Source organism: Synergistales bacterium (assembly GCA_021736445.1).
In the GTDB taxonomy this organism is placed as follows: domain Bacteria; phylum Synergistota; class Synergistia; order Synergistales; family Aminiphilaceae; genus JAIPGA01.
In genome coordinates, this window is the sequence record JAIPGA010000044.1 from 1 (window position 1) to 18,487 (window position 18,487).

The 18,487-nt window shown below is 63.9% G+C and carries 12 protein-coding genes; 2 read left to right on the forward strand and 10 right to left on the reverse strand.

From position 1 onward, the window contains the following. The 4 genes from K9L28_07495 to K9L28_07510 form a co-directional block, all read right to left on the reverse strand. The coding region (locus tag K9L28_07495) for a PAS domain S-box protein (protein ID MCF7936166.1) at window positions 1-3,910 on the reverse strand (3,910 nt) is incomplete at its 3' end. Between the two features lie 131 nt (window positions 3,911-4,041). Further along, window positions 4,042-4,389 carry a tRNA-binding protein gene (locus tag K9L28_07500; protein MCF7936167.1) on the reverse strand — a complete coding sequence of 116 codons (348 nt, stop codon included), beginning with the start codon at window positions 4,387-4,389 and terminating at the stop codon, window positions 4,042-4,044. Between the two features lie 78 nt (window positions 4,390-4,467). Next, window positions 4,468-6,603 carry a PAS domain S-box protein gene (locus K9L28_07505; protein MCF7936168.1) on the reverse strand — a complete coding sequence of 712 codons (2,136 nt, stop codon included), beginning with the start codon at window positions 6,601-6,603 and terminating at the stop codon, window positions 4,468-4,470. A 202-nt stretch (window positions 6,604-6,805) separates the two neighbouring features. Further along, window positions 6,806-10,612, reverse strand: coding sequence for a PAS domain S-box protein (locus K9L28_07510; GenBank protein MCF7936169.1), 3,807 nt, complete (start codon window positions 10,610-10,612; stop codon window positions 6,806-6,808). A gap of 434 nt (window positions 10,613-11,046) precedes the next feature. On the opposite strand from K9L28_07510, the gene K9L28_07515 reads away from it, so the two are divergent. Continuing rightward, complete coding sequence (locus K9L28_07515; GenBank protein MCF7936170.1) at window positions 11,047-11,412, forward strand: hypothetical protein; 366 nt, start codon at window positions 11,047-11,049, stop codon at window positions 11,410-11,412. 16 nt (window positions 11,413-11,428) lie between these two features. Then, a complete protein-coding gene (locus K9L28_07520; GenBank protein MCF7936171.1) occupies window positions 11,429-13,585 on the forward strand; it encodes an EAL domain-containing protein in 2,157 nt (718 codons plus the stop codon). A gap of 73 nt (window positions 13,586-13,658) precedes the next feature. On the opposite strand, the gene K9L28_07525 is transcribed toward K9L28_07520, so the two are convergent. From K9L28_07525 to K9L28_07550, 6 genes are all read right to left on the reverse strand, one after another. Next, window positions 13,659-14,414, reverse strand: coding sequence for an ABC transporter substrate-binding protein (locus tag K9L28_07525; GenBank protein ID MCF7936172.1), 756 nt, complete (start codon window positions 14,412-14,414; stop codon window positions 13,659-13,661). A 38-nt stretch (window positions 14,415-14,452) separates the two neighbouring features. Continuing rightward, entirely contained in the window at window positions 14,453-14,704 is a 252-nt protein-coding gene (locus K9L28_07530; GenBank protein MCF7936173.1) for a hypothetical protein, read from the reverse strand. Then, on the reverse strand, window positions 14,673-16,673 hold the full coding sequence (locus K9L28_07535; protein MCF7936174.1) for a methyl-accepting chemotaxis protein: 2,001 nt from the start codon (window positions 16,671-16,673) through the stop codon (window positions 14,673-14,675). Before K9L28_07535 ends, K9L28_07530 begins: the two co-directional genes overlap by 32 nt. A gap of 186 nt (window positions 16,674-16,859) precedes the next feature. Continuing rightward, a complete protein-coding gene (locus tag K9L28_07540) occupies window positions 16,860-17,258 on the reverse strand; it encodes a response regulator (protein ID MCF7936175.1) in 399 nt (132 codons plus the stop codon). A gap of 165 nt (window positions 17,259-17,423) precedes the next feature. Beyond that, window positions 17,424-17,831: a response regulator gene (locus K9L28_07545; GenBank protein ID MCF7936176.1), complete on the reverse strand. Its 408-nt coding sequence runs from the start codon at window positions 17,829-17,831 to the stop codon at window positions 17,424-17,426. A 459-nt stretch (window positions 17,832-18,290) separates the two neighbouring features. Continuing rightward, window positions 18,291-18,487, reverse strand: a 197-nt coding sequence (locus tag K9L28_07550; GenBank protein ID MCF7936177.1) for a hypothetical protein, incomplete at its 5' end; no start/stop codon positions are given.

Consider the following 18,487-nt stretch of genomic DNA (forward strand, 5'->3'; position numbering starts at 1 on the left):
CATCGCGTTCCAGGGCCTCGCGGATCGCCTGGAGCCGCTCGGGGGCATCCTCCAGAAAGATCTCGGCGATCTCCCGCACCGCCTCCTCGTCATCCATCATCTGCCGCAGCAGATCCCGGCGGTCCCAGAGGGGCGGGGCCTCCGCTGGGGGGCTGCCGGTGCCCTGGGGCCGAACCTGCTGCCCCTCTGTTCCGTCTTCCGCTGAAGCCGTCTTTCCCTCTGCCGCCACCCCGGCGGGTGCGCCAACACGGCCTGTATCGGTTGGCGGATGCGGTTCACGCACCTCCTGCTGCCGCGCCGCCACAGGGACACCGTCCTCCGGCAGCCACTTGGCCAGCACCGCCGCCACGGCCTGGGTGGAGACAGGCTTCGGAATGTAGTCGTCCATGCCCGCCTGGAGGCAGCGTTCCCGGTCACCCTGCATGGCGTAGGCGGTCATGGCCACAACAGGGATCCCGGCATTGCCGTCCGCCAGGGTGGACACCCGGATCCGCCGGGTGGTCTCCAGTCCGTCCATGTCGGGCATCTGCACATCCATCAAGACGATGTCGTAGGGGATCTGCCGCAGCACATCCACCGCCTCCGTTCCGCTCGATACGGCGTCGGCCGACTGGCCGAGCTTCTCCAGGATGTTCAGGGCCACCTTCTGGTTGGTGCTGTTGTCCTCGGCCACCAGGACGCGACCCTTCCGCCCCCTGAGACGGGCCACGGCGTCTTCCGCATCGTGGCCGGCGGCTTCCCCCTTCGGTCGTGCTTCCACCGCCCCGGTCACCACCTCCACAAGCAGACTCTGCAGCTCCCGGTGGCGGACCGGCTTGGTCAGGAAGGCATCACAACGCTCGGCCACGTGGGAAGGCACCTCTTCGCCGCCTCCCAGAACGGTGGTGAGCACAAGGCCTGTCCCGGAAAGGCGCTCTTCCTCCCAAAGGGCGTCCACCACCTCGGCACCGTCCATGTCGGGCATGTGCCTGTCGAGCACCATCGCCTCAAAGGGATCCCCCGCTCTGTCCGCCTCCGCCAGCAGCTGGAGGGCCTCGGCACCGCTTCGGGCCTCTGCGGTCCGCATTCCCCAGGCCTCGCTCTGCAACCGCAGTGCGCTGCGGTTGGCATCACTGCCGTCGGCAATGAGCAGACGCACCCCCTGGAGCGCTCTCGGCGGGGCCTTCCCTTCCACGCCGGTCTGCCTGGCCAGGCACAGGGTGAACCAGAACTCCGATCCCACGCCGGGGGTGCTCTCCACACCGATCTCGCCGCCCATCATCTCCACCAGTCGTTTGGAGATGGAAAGCCCCAGGCCGGTTCCTTCGCTCTTGCGGGTCGTCGAGGCATCCCCCTGGGTGAACTCCTCGAAGAGGGTACCGCGTTTCTCCGGGGGAAGGCCGATGCCCGTATCGCGTACCGAGAAGGAGAGGCAGGCCTCCTCTTCGCTCTGCTCCACCAGCGAACCCCGCACAACCACCTCGCCCTCTTCGGTGAACTTCACGGCATTGCTCACCAGATTGGCGAGGACCTGACGCAGCCGCCCGGGGTCGCCCCGGAGCGCGGCGGGGACCCCCGGGTCAAGCGTACAGACCAGCTCAAGCCCCTTCCTGTGGGCGCTCAGCGCCATGGCCGCAGCGCAGTCCTCAACGAGTTTCCCCAGGTCGAAATCCAGCTCCTCCAGGGTCAGTTTCCCCGCCTCGATCTTGGAGTAGTCCAGGATGTCATTGATGAGATGCAGCAGCGACTCGCCGCTCGCCCGGACAATCTCCGCATAGCGCCGCTGTTCCGCCGTCAACCGGGTGTCCTGCAGCAGGCCGGTCATCCCGATGACCCCGTTGAGGGGGGTGCGGATCTCGTGGCTCATGGTGGCCAGAAACTCGCTTTTCGCCCTGCTGGCCGCCAGAGCGGCCTCCTCGCCGGCCCTCAGCTGCTCCTCCGTCTCGATCCGCTGGGTGATGTCCCGCAGGATCCCGATGACCCCCTTGACCCGACCCTCTTCGTCGTAGCGGGCGTTGGCGGTCATCTCAACGGGGAAACGCCTGCCGTCGGAGGTGATCCGCTCCGTCTCGTAGGCAACGATGGAGCCTGCCCGCATGGTCCGTTCCATCATCCGGCGCTGCTCCTCCGTCAGGTCCTCCGGACAGAAGCGGGAGAGATGGGTCCCCAGCGCCTCGCCGGGGGAGACATTGAAAAGACGCTCCGCCGCCGGATTGAGCAGGGTGATGGTGCCCTGCTCGTCGGTCACGAAGATGGGATCACTGGTGGTGGACAGCACCTCCCGGTATTCCCGGGCGATGGCCTCGCGTTCCGCCTGTACCTCCAGGGAATGGAGGGCATAGGCGAGGTCGTCGGCCACCTCCAGCAGAAGTCGGTGCTCCTCGCTGTCGCGGGCGAAGGCCCTGGGCAGGGCCACATTCAGCCAGCCGTACACCCTGGATTCGCGGGCCAGCCGCACCGTCAGGCCGGCACTCCCCTCGTAGGCCTCCGCCAGCGGGCAATCGGCACAGGTCTCGGCCGGATCGTCCACCACAAAGGCACCCCCGGCGGCAAGCGCCTCCCGGGCACGGGAAGGGATCTCGCCGGCGCGGAGGCGCTCGGCCATGGGGGCGAAGCCTCCCTGGAACCCGGCGTGGAAGAAGGGCTCCACCGGCCTCCCGCCCTCCACCAGAACGATCCAGGCGTGGTTGTATCCCCGGGAGGCCACCAGGACGACACAGGCTTCGTCAAGGAGGCGATCCCGGTCTTTCTCGTGGGTGATGAGCTGGTTGACCCCACGGATAGCGCGCAGCACCTGATTCAGGTGCTGGATGCGCTCTTCACGCTGCTTCTTTTCGGTGATATCCTGCACCACACCGACGGTGCGCACGGGATTGCCCCGGCGGTCACATTCCGTGGTGCACTGTTCGGTCAGCCACCGGAACCCTCCATCCTCCGTCTGGAGCCGATATTCCGTTCCGGAGACCGACGTGCCCTCCATACAGCCCTTCCACATCGAGGCCACCTGCCGTCTGTCCTCGGGATGCACGCGTTCCAGAAAGGACCGGTGCGTGGGTTCGGCATGTTCCCGGTCGAGACTGAAGAGATCGACGAGCTCCTCGCTCCACTCCGGGCGTCCCGCCGCGTGCCGGAACTCCCAGTGTCCCATGCCGGCCATCCTGTGGGCCTGCCGGAGCTGGCCGTATTTTCTCTTCAGCGTATCGATCTGCACACAGACGCCGGTGGCGCGGCGGGATCGCCCGGGGCCATCGCGCTTGGAACTCTTGCCGCGCCAGGAGACCCACCGCCACCCGCCGTCGCCGCACCGCATCCGGAAAGCGACGGAAAAGCCCATCGCCAGGCGCACGTAGCGTTCCATCTGCGACAGCACGGTATCACGGTCATCGGGGTGGAGCATATCGGCAAGCTCGTCCCGGGAAAGGGAGGCTTCCTCCGCTGGGTAGCCAAGCATGGCAAAGGTGGATGAGCTGAGATAGATCTCTCCGGACTCGAGACTCCAGTCCCAGAACCCGTGCTCCACGGCGTCCATGGCCAGAGAGAGCCGCTCCTTGGTGCGCTTCAGCTCCTCTCTTTCGGTGCAATCCATAAACAGCGCGACACAGTGATTCTCCCGGGGTGAAAAGAGACTGACCTGAAAAGTGCGTCCCAGCAGCCTGGAGAAGGCTTCGAATTCCCGTTCGCCGGCACCGGCGGCCACCTCCCCGAAGACGGACAGCCAGTCGAAACTGTCCTCCTCTATGCCCGGAAACACCTCGGTGGCTCTTCTTCCCACCACATCGGCGGCGCACAGGCCCGTACAGCGCTCGAAGGCGTGGTTGACCTCGAGAAAGAGCGCATCCACAGGTGTGCCGCTCCCGTCATTCACGATGCGGTGGTAGGCGTAGCCGAAAGGGGCGGACTGGACAATCTGTTCGTAGAACTGCTTTTCCATGGGATGACCCCCTCGGGTATAAGCGAGCTGGTCCAATGGTACAGGAAAAGGCGGCGGGAACCAACGAGCGGAAGGCGGGAAAGACAGCTGACTACAGCCGGGCGAAGGGCAGATGCCCCTGTCGCCCGGCTTCACATCAGCCTGCTGCCCTGCGGGACGGCTCTGTCGGGAACACAGAGAACGATCCGTCCCTCCTCATCGGGGAAGCCTGTCACCAGGCACTCCGACCGTACCGGGCCGATCTGCTTGGGCGGGAAGTTCACCACCGCCACCACCCGGCGCCCGACAAGCTCCCCGGGGCTATAGAGATCGGTGATCCGGGCGCTGGATCGCCTGACACCGATCTCGCCGCCGAAGTCCACCCGGAGCCTGTAGGCCGGTTTCCGGGCCTCCGGGAAGGCTTCGGCGGCGACGATGATCCCTACCCGCAGCTCCACCTTTTCGAAATCCTCCCAGGAAATGGTTTCCATGGCCGTCATCCTTTCTGCACCGGCTCCACAACAAAACAACGCCATTCTACCAGCTGCAGAGAAAAGGAGTGGGGATACTCTTATCCACTACCGCGGGAAGGTCACCGTGCAGAGGGTGCCGTCCTCCCCGCCGGATTCGATGGCAAGACGCCCTTCAAGCTGCTCGGCCAGAGCCGTCACGAGCTGCAGTCCAAAGCCGCCGTCGGCCGACTCCGGGTCGAACCCTCTGCCGTTGTCGGCCACGGAGAGCGTCACCTCGCCCCCTTGCTCGGTGACGGTCACCGTCAATGCGGCCTCTTGCGAAGCCTGGAAGGCATACTTCATGGCGTTGGTGATCAGCTCGTTGACGATCAACCCGAGGCTGGAGACCACCCGCACCGGCACGATGATCTCCTCCGCCTCGGTGTGGACAGCGACCTCCCGAGGGAAGCTGTCGACGATCTCCGCCACCAGGGAGGGGATATAGTCGCCGAGGGACACCCGGTCACTCAGATGGTCGCTCCGGTAGAGCTTTTCGTAGAGGAGCATCATGGTGCCCACCCGGTTCCGGGCCGTCGCGAGGGCCTCCCGGGCCGTCGGGTCCCCCACATTCGCCGCCTGGATCTCCAGCAGGCTCATGATGGTGGTCATGTTGTTCTTGACGCGGTGGTGCACCTCGCGGAGGAGGAGCTCCTTCTCCTCCAGCAGGCCCCGGATCTGCCGTTCGTCATCCTTGAGTTGCGTGATGTCCTCCTCGATACAGGCCAGACCGATCACCTCGCCGTGGTCCCCCCAGAGGGGGATCTTGCTGCTGCGGACGGTCTGGGGGCCCTCTTCGGTCTCGTAGGTCTCCTCGACCTCCAGAACAGGCTCGCCGGTGCTCAGCACATCACGGTCGTGTCGCTCCATCCCCTGGGCCTCTTGTCTGGGGAAGTGGTCCCGCGGCAGGGTGCCGAGGATCTCCCCTCTGGGTTTTCCCACCGTACGGGCCCAGGAGGCGTTGACCAGCTGATAGCGACCCTCGCGATCCTTGTAGACGATGTGGTTGGGGAGGGCGTCGAAGAGCCGCTGCATCTCCCGTTGTTTGGCATCCAGGGCTTCACGGGCCTTCCGGTATTCCGTGGTGTCGTTCACGAAAAGCAGCGCCGTCTCCGGCGAGATCCGAACAGCCCGTATGTTCCAGTAGCGTCGCTCACCTTTTTTGGTGATGTAGGGCAGCTCGGCCTCCGCATAGCCTTCATCAAAGACGGCCCGGAACTGCTCCTCCGCCTGCGTACGGGCTTCGGGGGCGGTGATCAGGCCGATCTGCTTGTTGAGAATCTCCTGATACCCATAACCGGTGAGCTCGCAGTATCCTCTGTTCACCTCGATGTACCGGCCGTTCCGCGCGGCAACCAGGACACCGTAGGGCGCGTGCTCCACATAGCTCCGGAAGCGGGCCTCGCTCTCCCGCAAGGACTGAAACATCTGCATACGGTCCCTGGCATCCCGGATCACCCCGACTACCATCTGTTCGTCTCCGGCGTCGACAACGGCGGTGGTGATCTCGCCCGGGAAGGTCTCCCCCGTCTTGGTGACGAATTCCGTTTCAAAGCGCGACCGACCGTCGTGTTTGAGCTCCTCGGCGATGCCGAAAACCATCTCGTCGGTAGCCTGACCAGAGGGATGGGTATCCAGAACGCTGAGGCCCCGGAACTCCTCCGGCGTATAGCCGAAGAGCTCGCAGAGACGTTGGTTGACATCCAGGATGGTTCCCTGCATGTCGTGGATGAGCACCCCGTCGCCGGCCTGTTCGAAGAGTCCGTGGAAACGGGCCTCGCTCGCCTCGAGTCGGCTGCGCTCCGCTTCGGTCTCCTTTTTGGATGCGTAGAGCCTGAAGGCCATCTTGATGGAGGCATCCAGCACGGTGATGCCGGAGTTTTTCACCACATACCCGTAGGAGGTGACGCGTTCGGTGCGTTCCACAATCTCCGGGTCGGTGTGGGCGGAGAGAAAGACCACGGGGACATCGCCGAACCGCTGGATCGCGGCGGCGGCCTCGGTGCCGTCCATACCGGAGCCGAGATCGATGTCCATGAGGATCAGGTCGATGTCGGTACGGTCCCGGAGCATCGCCACGGCCTGCTCGCCGGATTGCACCCACTCCACGCGATAGCCGCGGCGTTCCAGCTGCCGGGCTTCATACATGGCGACAACGGGTTCATCCTCCACAAGGAGAATCCTCTTTTGCTCCCCATCGGTCATGGCGGTTTCACCTCTTTCGTCGACCCATCCCTATGGCCGGCCCCTTCGAAAACGGAGGGACAGCACCGCACCTCCGGGCGGGTTCTGCCGCTGGAGGGGCTGCCTCGTTTCGCCCACCTGCACGGCGCCGTGCAGGGGGGCCTATTGTACACCGTCAAAGGAAATGCCCGGGAACCGGGGCTCCGGCGACGTCTGCGGCGGCTCACTCCGGGAGAGGGAACTCCACCGTACAGACGGTGCCGTTCTCGGTGCGCATGGAGAAATGCCCGTCCAGCTGGGCGGTGAGGACCCCCACGAGCTGGAGACCGAAGCCTTCGGGGGTGGCGGTGATGTCGAATCCCTCCCCGTCGTCGCCGACGGCGAGGCGTACCGTTCCCTCGCGTTCTTCGGCGGTTACGCGGGGGAGTCCGCTGCCCTCGTCGGCAAAGGCGTACTTCATGGCGTTGGTGATCAGCTCGTTGACGATGAGCCCCAGGTTCGACGCGGTCCGCACCGGCACGGTGATTGCACCGATATCGGTTTCCACCTCCACGGGGTTGTGGAAGCTGCCGATGATCTCCGCCACCAGCGGCGGCAGGTAGTCCTCCAGGGCGACCTGATCGCTCATCCGTTCGCTGCGGTAGAGCTTCTCGTAGAGGAGCATCATGGTGCGCACGCGGTTCCGTGCGGTCTCCAGGGTTTCCCGGGCGAAGTCGTTGCCCACGGAATCCGCCTGGAGGGAGAGCAGGCTCATGATGGTGTGCATGTTGTTCTTGATGCGGTGGTGCACCTCCCGAAGGAGGAGCTCCTTCTCCTCCAGAAGCGCGTTGATCCGGGCCTCGTTGCGACGGATGTCCGTCACATCCTCGACGATCCCCGCCAGACCGACGACGCGGCCTTCGTCGTCCCGGATGGGGATCTTGCTGCTCCGGGCGATGCGGGTCTCGCCCGAGGTGTCGTAGGGCTCGTCGAAGCCGTACTTGGCAACCCCCGCGTTGATGACCTCCCGGTCGTTGCGCTCCATCACCTCGGCCTGCTCCGGCGGGAAGAAATCCCGGGGCTTTCCCCCGGTCAGTCCCTCCTTTGTGGTACCCAGCGATCGCGCCAGCGACTGGTTGCCCAGGATGTACCGCCCGGCCCGGTCCTTGTAGAAGATGTGCGCCGGCAGGGCGTCGAAGAGCTGCTGCATCTCCCTCTGCTTGGCGGCCAGCTCCTCCTGGGTACGCTTGAGGGCGTCGATGTCCACATGGACACCCACGGCACGGCGGGGAAGACCCTTATCGTCGAGCTCGAAGCTCTTCCCCTTGCCGTTGATCCACCGGTAGCTCCCGTCGCTGCAGCGAAGCCGGAACTCGATGGAGTAGGGCCGGGCCTTTCTGAGACTCGCCTCCACCTGGGCCAGGGCATACTCCCGATCCTCGGGGTGGAGCAGATCCCGCCAGCTCTCGAAGCACGGCGGGAAAGCACCGGGCTCATAGCCGAGCATGGTGTAGTACTGCGGACTGAAGTAGGCCTCGTTGGTATCCAGATTCCAGTCCCAGAAACCGTACTCGCCGGCGTCGATGGCCAGCTCCAGCTGCTCCCTGGCGGTGCGCAGCTCCGCCTCGGCCTCCCGGCGGCGGGTGACATCCACCACAAACCCGATGTAGCGGTCGTCGGCGAGGCGGACGGCGTTGACGATCCAGTAGCGACAGCGGCCGTCCCTGGTGATGAAGGCTCGTTCGCCCATCGCCTGGCCCTGACGGACCACCTCGCCGAAGTGTTCTCCGGCCTCCTCGCGCTCTTCGGGGGGGACGAGATCCAGCAGGTTCATCGAGAGCAGCTCCTCCCGGCTGTAGCCAGTGATGGCCGAGGCCGCCGGGTTGGCGTCCACATAGTTGCCGTCGCTGTCGGCAACGAAGATGCCGTGGGGGGCGTGTTCGATATAGTTCCGGAAGCGGGCTTCGCTCTCCTTCAGGGCCGCTTCGGTGGCCCGCTGCCGCCGCTCGCTCTCGATGGTGTGCAGGGCGAAGACCACGTCGCCGGCCATCTCGGCAAAGAGGGCCTGTTCCTCCCTGTCGGCGGCGTAGGAGCAGGGGATGGCCACGGAGAGCACACCGTAGAGATCCTCCTCGTAGAGCAGGGGGACGGCAAAGCAGGCGTCGCCGCGCAGGGTGACCGAGAGAGGACAGTCGGCGCACTCCGTTGCCGGGTCCGCCGTAACCGTCAGCGTCCCCTGCTCGATCGCCCGCCTGACACAGCGGGGCCACCGACCGGCTCGGAGCATCCCGTCGAGAGGGGCGAAGCCCTCTTCCATACCGGCGCCGGCGGTGTCGGTGCAGTGCCCTTCGCTGTCCATGAGGGCGATCCAGGCGATACGGTATCCCCTGGTCTCCGTGAGGAGGGCACAGGTCTGTTCGATCAGCCTGTGGGGATCGCGTTCACGGGTGATCAGCTGGTTGACGTTACGGACCGCCCGAAGCACCTCGTTGAGATGGTCCCGTCTCAGCTCGGCCTCCTTGCGCACCGTGATATCCTGGACGATCCCGACGGTGCGCAGCGGGGATCCACCGTCGTCATAGTCCGTGTAGCCCTCTTCGCGGACCCACTTGACGCAGCCGCCGTCGAGAAGGAGGCGGTGCTCCATTTCATAGGGAAGGCCTTCCCGAAGGGAGCGGCTGAAGGTGCTGTCCACCAGTGTTCTGTCTTCGGGATGGACCGCCTCCAGAAAGGCCTCGTAGGAGGCGCCGAAGCGCTGGGGGTCGATCCCGAAGATTTCGTAGATCGTGGGCGACCACTCCAGCCGGTCCTCGCGGTGGAGGTACTCCCACCGGCCCATCCGCGCGATGCGGTGGGCCTCCTGGAGTGCCCCGTACCGTTCATGCAGGAGCCGCTCCCGCTCCTTCCGCTCCGTGATGTCCCGGAGAATGGCCTGGACCACCCGGCCCTGGCCGCTCTCCACCACCGAAGCCGCGATCTCGCCGGGGAAGATACGCCCCCCTTTGGTGCGCATCTGGGTTTCGAAGTGGTCCGAGCCCTCGGAGAGGATCCGATCGATATGGTTCTGCAGGGGCCTGTCGAACTCCGCTGTCCCCCTGGGATGGAGCACCGAGAGATGGAGATCCCGGAGTTCTTCCCTGGTGTACCCCAACAGCCGGCACATCTTCCCGTTGACCTCCAGGATATTACCCTCCAGGTCGTGGACAAGGGCTCCGTCGCCGGACTGCTCGAAGAGATTGCGGTATCGGGCTTCGCTGGCGGCCATCCGCTCCCGCATCCGGTACTCCTCGGTAACATCCCGGAAGACCAGGATCACCCCGGCGACACCGCCTCGGGGTTCGCGGATAGGCGCCGCGGAATCGGCGATCTGGTACTCCCTGCCGTCACGGGCGATGAGGATGGTATGGTTGGCAAGCCCCACCACATTGCCCTCCTCAAGTACCCTGGGCACGGGATTGTCGGCGGGCTCGAGGGTGGCGGCGCTGACGATCCGGAAGATCTCGCCGAAGGGCCTGCCGGATGCCTCGGCTTCGGGCCAGCCGGTGAGCTCCTCGGCAACGGGGTTCATGCGGGTCACCAGTCCGTCCGCATCGGTGGCGATCATGCCGTCGCCCATGGAGTCGAGGGTGGTGCTCAGGTGTCTGCGCTCCCGCTCGGTCTCCATTCTGGCGTCAAAGAGCTTGAAGGCCATCTTGATGGAGGCGTCCAGCACGGTGATCCCGGAGTTTTTCACCACATAGCCGTAGGAGAGGATGTCCTCGGTGCGCTCCACAATCTCGGGTTCCGTATGGGCCGAAAGGAAGAGAACGGGCAGATCGCGGATCCTGCGGATCCTGCGGGCCGTCTCGGTGCCGTCCATGCTGTTCTCCAGATTGATATCCAGCAGAACAATGGAGATATCCTCCCGCTTCCGCACCATCTCCAGGGCTTCCTCTCCGGAGACGACAGGCACCACGTGATAGCCGTACCGCTCGAGCTGCCGGGTCTCGTACATGGCGATCACCGCTTCGTCTTCCACCAGAAGAACCGTGATCCCGTCCGTACGCTCCATCCTCGTTCTCCCCTCTTCATCTCATTTCTGCAAATTCGCCGGTATCCGGGCGGCTGAGGCGCGCCATGACAGACCGTTCGACACGATAGCCCCCATGCACACATTGTCCAATCCAACCGCAGGCCGCAAATAGTTGATTGTATGGTACCACAGACATCCGCGGGGACCCGCGGAAGATCCCTTCCGTCACAGGTCAAAAGACGGCGAAAGCAGGAACATGGAGGGCTCGCCCCTCATTGGGTGCAGAGATTGCGAAATCGCCGTGGAAAAAAGCCATTTTTTACGATACGCTAGCGTTGTTTCCTGCCACATTGGCTACTTCCACGGGATACATGGTTGTGGTTGTGTACAGGCCGGCCTATCGCCATGCTTCAGAGTAATGCGGCAATCCTGTGCCCACCCGTCTTCCTACGCCTGCCAACGGAGGAGTCCCTATGCGAAATCCCGTCCGGCGCTTATCAGTCAAAACACAGATGCTGCTCGCCATCGCCGCCATCATCACGGTGGTCTTCGCCACCATCTTTCTCGCCGGCGGACTCTATGTCAGGCAGACGGCCAGGGAAAACGCCATGGACAGCGCGGAGCTGAGCGCTGTCCGTGAAGCCGCAAAGATCGAACAGGAGGTCCACGCCGCCTTCGCGGTGGCCCGGACACTGGCGCACACCATGGAAAGTGTGGTGCGCGGCCCCGGGCTGGGAACCCGGCGCCCCCTCCGGGAACGATCCCCACGCCCCGGTACGGCGCACCACGGTAACGGCATCATCTGGAGAGCGGCTGCTGCAGGTTCGGGTTCCCCTTGAGCTGGGAAGATCCGGCATGCGTTGGTGCCTCCGGGTGGCGCTCCCCCTCTCTACGGTCATGGCGGGGCCTAACAGGCTGTTCGTCGGTTTCGCGCTTTTCGGCATCGTCGGAGCCGTGGCGCTGGTTGCCTCGCTGGCCTTCTTCTCGCAACGGCTCTTTTCCTCTCTGGAGCTTCCCGGAGCGCTCTTCCGGCTGCGGCTCTCGGCGGACAAGGGGGCGGAAACCCTCTATCTCGACAACCGTTGCAGCCAGATTCTCGGGCAGAATGTTTCACGCAGGGATTTTCTGCCCTTCCTTCTCGGGGGACAGGCTTCCGGCCATCCCGGCAAACTGGAGCATGCCCTCACTGAGGCGGCCTCCCAGGGAAAGAGCTGGGAACACGAGACAACCGTGAGGGACGAAGACGGCGGAGAGCGGTGGATCCACGTGGTGGCTACCCCCGTGCAGACAGAGCGGGAGACGCTCTTCAGCGGTATCATCATGGATTTCTCCGAACGGAAACGGATGGAAGAGCAGCTCCGCGAAAAGGAGGAGCGCTACCGAACGGTCTTCGAGAACACCGGAGTGGCCACGCTGATCGTGGGGAGCGACACCACGATCCTGCAGGTGAACCGGCGTTTCGAGGAGATCACGGGCTACCCCAAGGGGGAGGTGGAAGGCAGGATCCGCTGGACAGAAATGGTGGCCGGGGAAGATCTGGAATGGATGCTGGAACAGCACCGTCTGCGACGCGCCAATGCGGGACAGGCGCTCACCAGCTACGAGTTCCACTACCATACAAAATCCGGGAAACGGCGTGCGGGGCAGCTCTCGATCGACATCATCCCCGGCACCAGCGAGAGCATCGCCTCGCTGGCGGACATCACGGAGATGAAGCACGCCCAGGACGAGCTCTACCGGCTGGCGTTCTACGACAAGCTCACCGGATTGCCCAACAAGATGATGCTGCTGCAGCAGGAGAACCGGATTCGCTCTCAATCCGCTCACCGCGAAGGATGTTCGGCAGCGCTGTTCATTGTGGATGTCCACCAGCTGAAGATGACCAACGACACCCTGGGGCACGATGCCGGCGACGAGCTGCTGCGGTCCGTAGCCGAACGGCTGCAGCAGGCGGTACCGGCAGGAGCCGGGGTCTTCCGCGTCGGCGACGACGAGTTCGGTGTCCTGGTCCAGGGGCTCGCGGAGGAAGAGGAGGCGGCGGCAATGGCCCGGCAGCTGGTCGGGGAGGTGGAAGGCCGGCGCTTTGCCATCAACCATCTTCTGCTCTTCCAGGGTGTCCATGTGGGGTACAGCTGCTTTCCCCAGGACGGCCGGAGCATCGACCGGCTGCTCCGGACCGCCGATATCGCTCTGCGCCAGGTCTGCTCCGAACCGGGGTCGAGTAAGACAGCCCGGTACGACCGCAGCCGGGACCGCGTCCGGGAGCACTTCTCTGCGGCGCAGGACATCCGGGAGGCCTTCCGGGAGGAACAGTTCCTTCTCTACTACCAGCCCCAGGTGGAGCTGGTCAGCGGCGAACGCATCGGAGCGGAAGCGCTGCTCCGATGGCACTCGCCCGAACGCGGCATCGTTCCGCCTGGCGAGTTCCTCCCCATTCTGGAGGAGACCCGCCTCATGGAGCAGGTGGGACAGTGGGTGGTCAGCCAGGCCGCCGGCGAACTGCAGCGACGGCACGAACGGGGCGTCACCATGCCCATGGTCACCGTCAACTGCTCCGCCCGGGAACTCTACAACCAGGAGACCCAGGATATGCTGCTCCAGGTCGCCGCGACCACAGCAGAACGGCCCTACTGCTTTGGTGTGGAGATCACCGAACAGGTCGCCATGGGCAATGTGGACGAGGTGGCCTCGCTGCTCCAACGGTTCTCGCAGGCGGGGCTGGTGGTCCTGCTGGACGATTTCGGTACGGGCTACTCGTCGCTGGAGCTGCTGCACCGGCTTCCTCTGGACATCGTCAAGATCGACAAGTCCTTCATCCGGCACATCGACCGGGACGACCGGGGATTCGCCATGGTGGAGGGGGTGCTCTCCCTCTGCCACGCCCTGGGGTTCACGGTCATGGCCGAGGGGATCGAGACGGAACTGCAGCGCGGGATCCTGACCAGCCTGGGCTGCGACTACGGCCAGGGCTACCTCTTCGGACGGCCCGCACCCCCGGACCTAGGTCCCTAATTTCGGCGGTCCGGGCTCGTGGAACCCGGACCGCCCTCATCTGCATTGTTATCGATCGCTCCCGCTTTGCCTCCTAATCGAAGTACTTCTGGTAGAGCCGCACCCTGTTGTCCGTGACCACCTCGTTGACCACCGCCAGAAGGTCCGGGGTGTTCTGCGGCATAGCCACGGCGTAGCGTTCCTTGGTCAGCCTTCCGGGAAGAATCTTGAGCCCCGGCACGTCCCTGGTAAGCATCTTGAGCATGGCTTCGTCGTAGACGCCGCACTCAGCCTCGCCGCCGGCGACGGCCTCCACAACAGCCTTCGGGGTGGGAACGTAGACCAGATCGCTCTTGTTCGCTACGGAGAGCGCCGCTTCCTCGCAGGTGGTGCCCTCCACCGTCGCGATGCTGTGTCCGCCAATATCCATGGGAGAGGTGATGGAAGAACCTTCCGGCACCAGAACGGTCTGACCGGTCATGAAATACCACTCCGAGAAGGTGCAGTGCTTGCCCCGCTCGTCGGTGACGGTGATGTCCGCCGCGACGATGTCGAAATCCGACCAGTCGTAGCCGGGGTCCCAGGCCCGGGCCACGCCGCCCGTCCAGGTCTCCTGCACCACGTGCTCGCACTCCACGCCGATCTTCTCGGCGATCAGAACCCCCAGCTCCACATCCAGTCCGTAGAGCTCGCCGTTTTCCCTCTCCTCACAGAACCCGGCGGCCATGTAGTGGCCTACCTTGATGACGCCGCGATCCTTGATCTCCTCCAATGTCGCTGCTCCGGCGATACCCGACACCAAACCGACTACCATCAACCCGCACAACGCTACCGCCACTAAACGCTTCATCGCTGCACATTCCCCCTTATGTTGCGTATGGTGTGGCTCTATCCGTCAGCGCGCCCCTGCGCGCCTCGGGCCTTCCGGATATCGGAGCGGTGCTCCCCGCCGTCCTCCTCCGGCAGCCCATTCCCCGCTCCATTGACAATCTTTTTGGCCCTGGTGAGCATATTGGGGTAGAGGTCCCCGGGGACAGCCTCCCGGCCCAGCGTCGAGGCCACCCTGTAGCGGGCGCACTCCCTCTTGTCGCCGCGGCAGTATCTCTCTTTATAGTAGGCGGCAAGCTCCCTGTCGTCCATGGTGAGACGGTCGTTGAAGAAGGGGCAGTCCCCGGCCAGCTCGCACGCTTCGCCCTCTCCCTCCGTCAGGAGAGCGCGCCGCTCCTCCAACGAGATCCTTGATCTCCGCAACCTGCCGGGAGATCTCCATATTCGAGGAGGTCACCGTCTGGATTGCCTCGGCGATCTCCTGGCCCGAAGAGGCCTGGCTTCGGGCCAGTTCTGCGCTCTGCGCCACAATATGTTCGAGTTGTCGGATATGCTCCAGCGTCTCCTCCATCTCCCGCTGCGCCTCGCCAGCCTGCCTGACGGCCTCGGCATGGACATCCCGCGACGTGTCGGTGGCCTCCATGGAGTGCCGGGCCTCCTCCTCGAGCCGCTCGATGAGACCACTGATCTCGCCTGCGGCGCTGCCGGATTGCTCGGCCAACTTCCGGACCTCCTCGGCGACCACGGCGAAGCCCCGCCCGTGTTCGCCGGCCCTGGCGGCCTCGATCGCCGCATTCAGCGCCAGGAGATTGGTCTGGTCGGCGATATTGGTGACGGTGGCCACAAAGCCGGTGATCTGCTCCACCGACTCCCAGAGCGACTGGAGACGCTCCCTGTTGCCGGTGGATCCCCGGTCGGCCTCGTTGATCCGTTCCACGGCTTGGGCAATCACACCGGCGGCGGCGGGGGCCCGCTCCTCGGCGGTCCTGGCATACTCGTTCCCCTCCTGGGCCGATGCGGCGGCGTTCTCCGCCGACGAGGAGACCTCCTGAACCCCAGCAGAGGTCTGCTGCAGGGAAGCGGAGGCGTTTTCGGTCTGTTCGGCGAGGCTCTCCACGGCCTTCTGAATCCGCTCCACGGCCCCGGCGGCGCTCCTGGCGCTCTCCGTAACCCGTCCTGTCCGCCGCACCGTGTCGCGCACCCGTTCCTGGGTCCGCCGGATGATCCCGCCGACCCGGCCAAGCACGGTCCCCAGCTCTCCGGCAAGGTGTCCGATCTCGTCCCGCCGTTCCAGACCGTAGTCGGCGGCCCGTACGGTGAGATCGCCGCCGCCGCTCCGCTGGAGCATCTGTTCCAGCCGTCTTGTGGGAACCGTGATGCTTCTGGACAGGAGGATCCCCAAGAGAAGCCCGATAACCACCGCAGTGACGGAAACGCCGATGATCATCCGCTCTATGGAGGCGAGCAATCCTTTCGACTGGACAGCCCTGCTGTCCATGGCGGCTACGGCGGCGTTCCGCTCGTCCCGGGCGGCCTCCATCGCTCTCCCCGCTTCCTCGCGGAGCCGGTCGCGGTACCCGGCGAGAGCTCGGAGCTCCTCCCTGATGGCCTCCAGCGCCCCGCGGGTAATGCCCAGGGCCTCGTCCATACCGGCCAGTGCCTGCTTGCCGGCCCTGGTGTAGGCCTCTTTGCGCATCGCAGCGATGCCTTCGCGGTGGTCTCCCAGGGGCGCGAGCAATCTCTCGTCGATCATGGCGGCGTCGCCTTCGGCTATAGCCTCCAGCAGGCCCGTCTCCAGCCCTTCGATCCCTCGGGATATCCGGGAAACCTTGACGATATGACCGACACGGTCGAGGATGGCCTCGTCCTCCATCCCCCACATCATCTCGTTTTTCAGCTCTTCCCGTTCGGTCCGGATCATCTCGCCCGCGGTCTGCGCAAGCCGCTCAAAGGCCGCTGCGGCCTTCTGCCGCTGATCTGCGAGACTGTGGATGGCCTCTCTGGTCCGCTGGGCTACATCTTTGAGACGATCGATGATGTCGGCGTCGCCGCCCAGCTTCTCCGCCCTCTCCAGCCCCTGCATCCCTTCCTGATAGAAACGTTGGGTGTTGGTCTCCGCATAGAAGATGAGGTCATCCACCGCTTTCGTGACCGCCTGGGCGAGCTCCGAACTCTCTTCGACCTTCTGTTCCACCGAGAGGATCCCGTCGATGGCAGCACCAATCTTGCCTGTCTGCCCCAGGGTGACGATCATCAGCAGTAGCAGTAATCCTATCGTCACCGCCTACGTGACGGTCAGACGTATGCCGATCCCCACATTCCCCGGTTTCAACCGCTCAAAAGACACCCTCTACCACCCCTATTCCGCAAACGCCGGCGTCGTTTTGCCAAAAAACCGGATGCATCGATCTCTCATAGCGAAATTTTATATTTTTGGTTAAAATGAGAAGGGGCCTACCTTCCGCATTCACCGTTCCAGATCGGCGGAACACCTCTCCTCGTCAAGCACCCCCAGAATGGCTTCCACCAGCTTGGCCCGGGTCAACGGTTTGAGGAGAAAGGAATGAGCCCCGGTCTCCTTCACCCTGTCCAATAACTCCTCATCACCCATGGTACTGATCATCACAATCTTCATCTCCGGGTGTTCCGCCAGCATCCGCTCGGCAGTGACAATCCCGTTCATAATGGGCATGGTGATATCGAGAAAAACAATATCCGGCGCATACTCCCTGGCCTTACGGATCCCCTCCTCGCCGTTGGATGCGAATCCGACAATCTCGACCCCCTTGATCCCCAGTTCGCGTTCCGCGATCTTGTGGATAAATGGGGAATCGTCAACCACCAACACCTTAACACTCTCGCCCACAACTTCCGCCTCCTTTCTTGCCCCTGTCCCCCCAATCTTCGGGACATATGCAGAATAAAAACAATATTCAGAAAACCCCAAAAGAAAACTACAGAACATCCCCAAGAAAATATTTAGTTAGCATTGCAAGCAAAATGACACAAATTGAACAATGCCGAATGGTTCCTATTTACCGCTATATACGGAGAGCTCCTCGTCGGTCTTGTCGTTCAGAGATTTCAGTATAGCCTCAACCATTTTAACCCGCGTCATAGGCTTGATGATGAAGTGGCGCACGCCGATCTGCCGCACCTCGTCGAGCAGTTCCCGGTCCCCCAACGTACTCACCATGATGACCCGCACTCCGGGATGCTCGGACCGGAGCTGCCGGGCTGTTTCAAGGCCGTTGAGGACAGGCATGACCACATCCAGCAGAACGATATCGGGCGCCAGCTCCTCCACCATACGGAGGCACTGCCTGCCGTCATAGGCATGGCCGACGATCTCCATACCCTTGACCTTCAGCTCCCGGTTCACAATCTTGTGGATAAAAGGGGAATCGTCGACAACCAGCACGCGAACACCTGTGCGCATCCTCCTTCGGCCGCCCCCCGCGGGAAGGCGGACCTTCACCTCCTCTCCTCGACTCCGTACCTGGGCTTCCCTCTCCCCTCAAGGTGAATGCCGACTAACCACCCGAGCACCCGGTTCCCAACGTCGTGCTGTCGTCTCCTGCCGAAAGGGAGACCGGCACCATGTTCCGCGGCGTATCGACAGAAAGGCAGCAACACCAGCAAACAACAGAAGATTTGCGATTATTGTACTTCAATCAACCCAAGTGGGCAAGACACACCACCACTTCCGACACAACAACGGGACTATAGCACCAAGGACATATGGCCCACACATTCAGCGCCAAATGACCCGGGAAGGAGCTTTACAGCGACGCTGCCTTCTTAAGGACCGCAACATTACTAAAACGCCCCGGGCGGCTAAGCCCGGGGCGTCGGTTGGTGTCATTCAGGGATTCTCTGTTGCAGCCGTACCGTGGTGCTACCGCTGGCGCAGGATGGTGACGGCCGGGACGGCAAGCAGCAGCAGCGTCAGGGCGGAACCGCCGAGGCTGCAGCCGCTTTCCCCGCTGCCGGAAGGCGTCGGCTCTGCGGCGGTGTAGGTGACGATGGCCAGGTCGGTCTCCACGCTGCCGTCTGACGCGCCGTCGCGGTCGTAGGCGCCGCCGTCTTTCACCT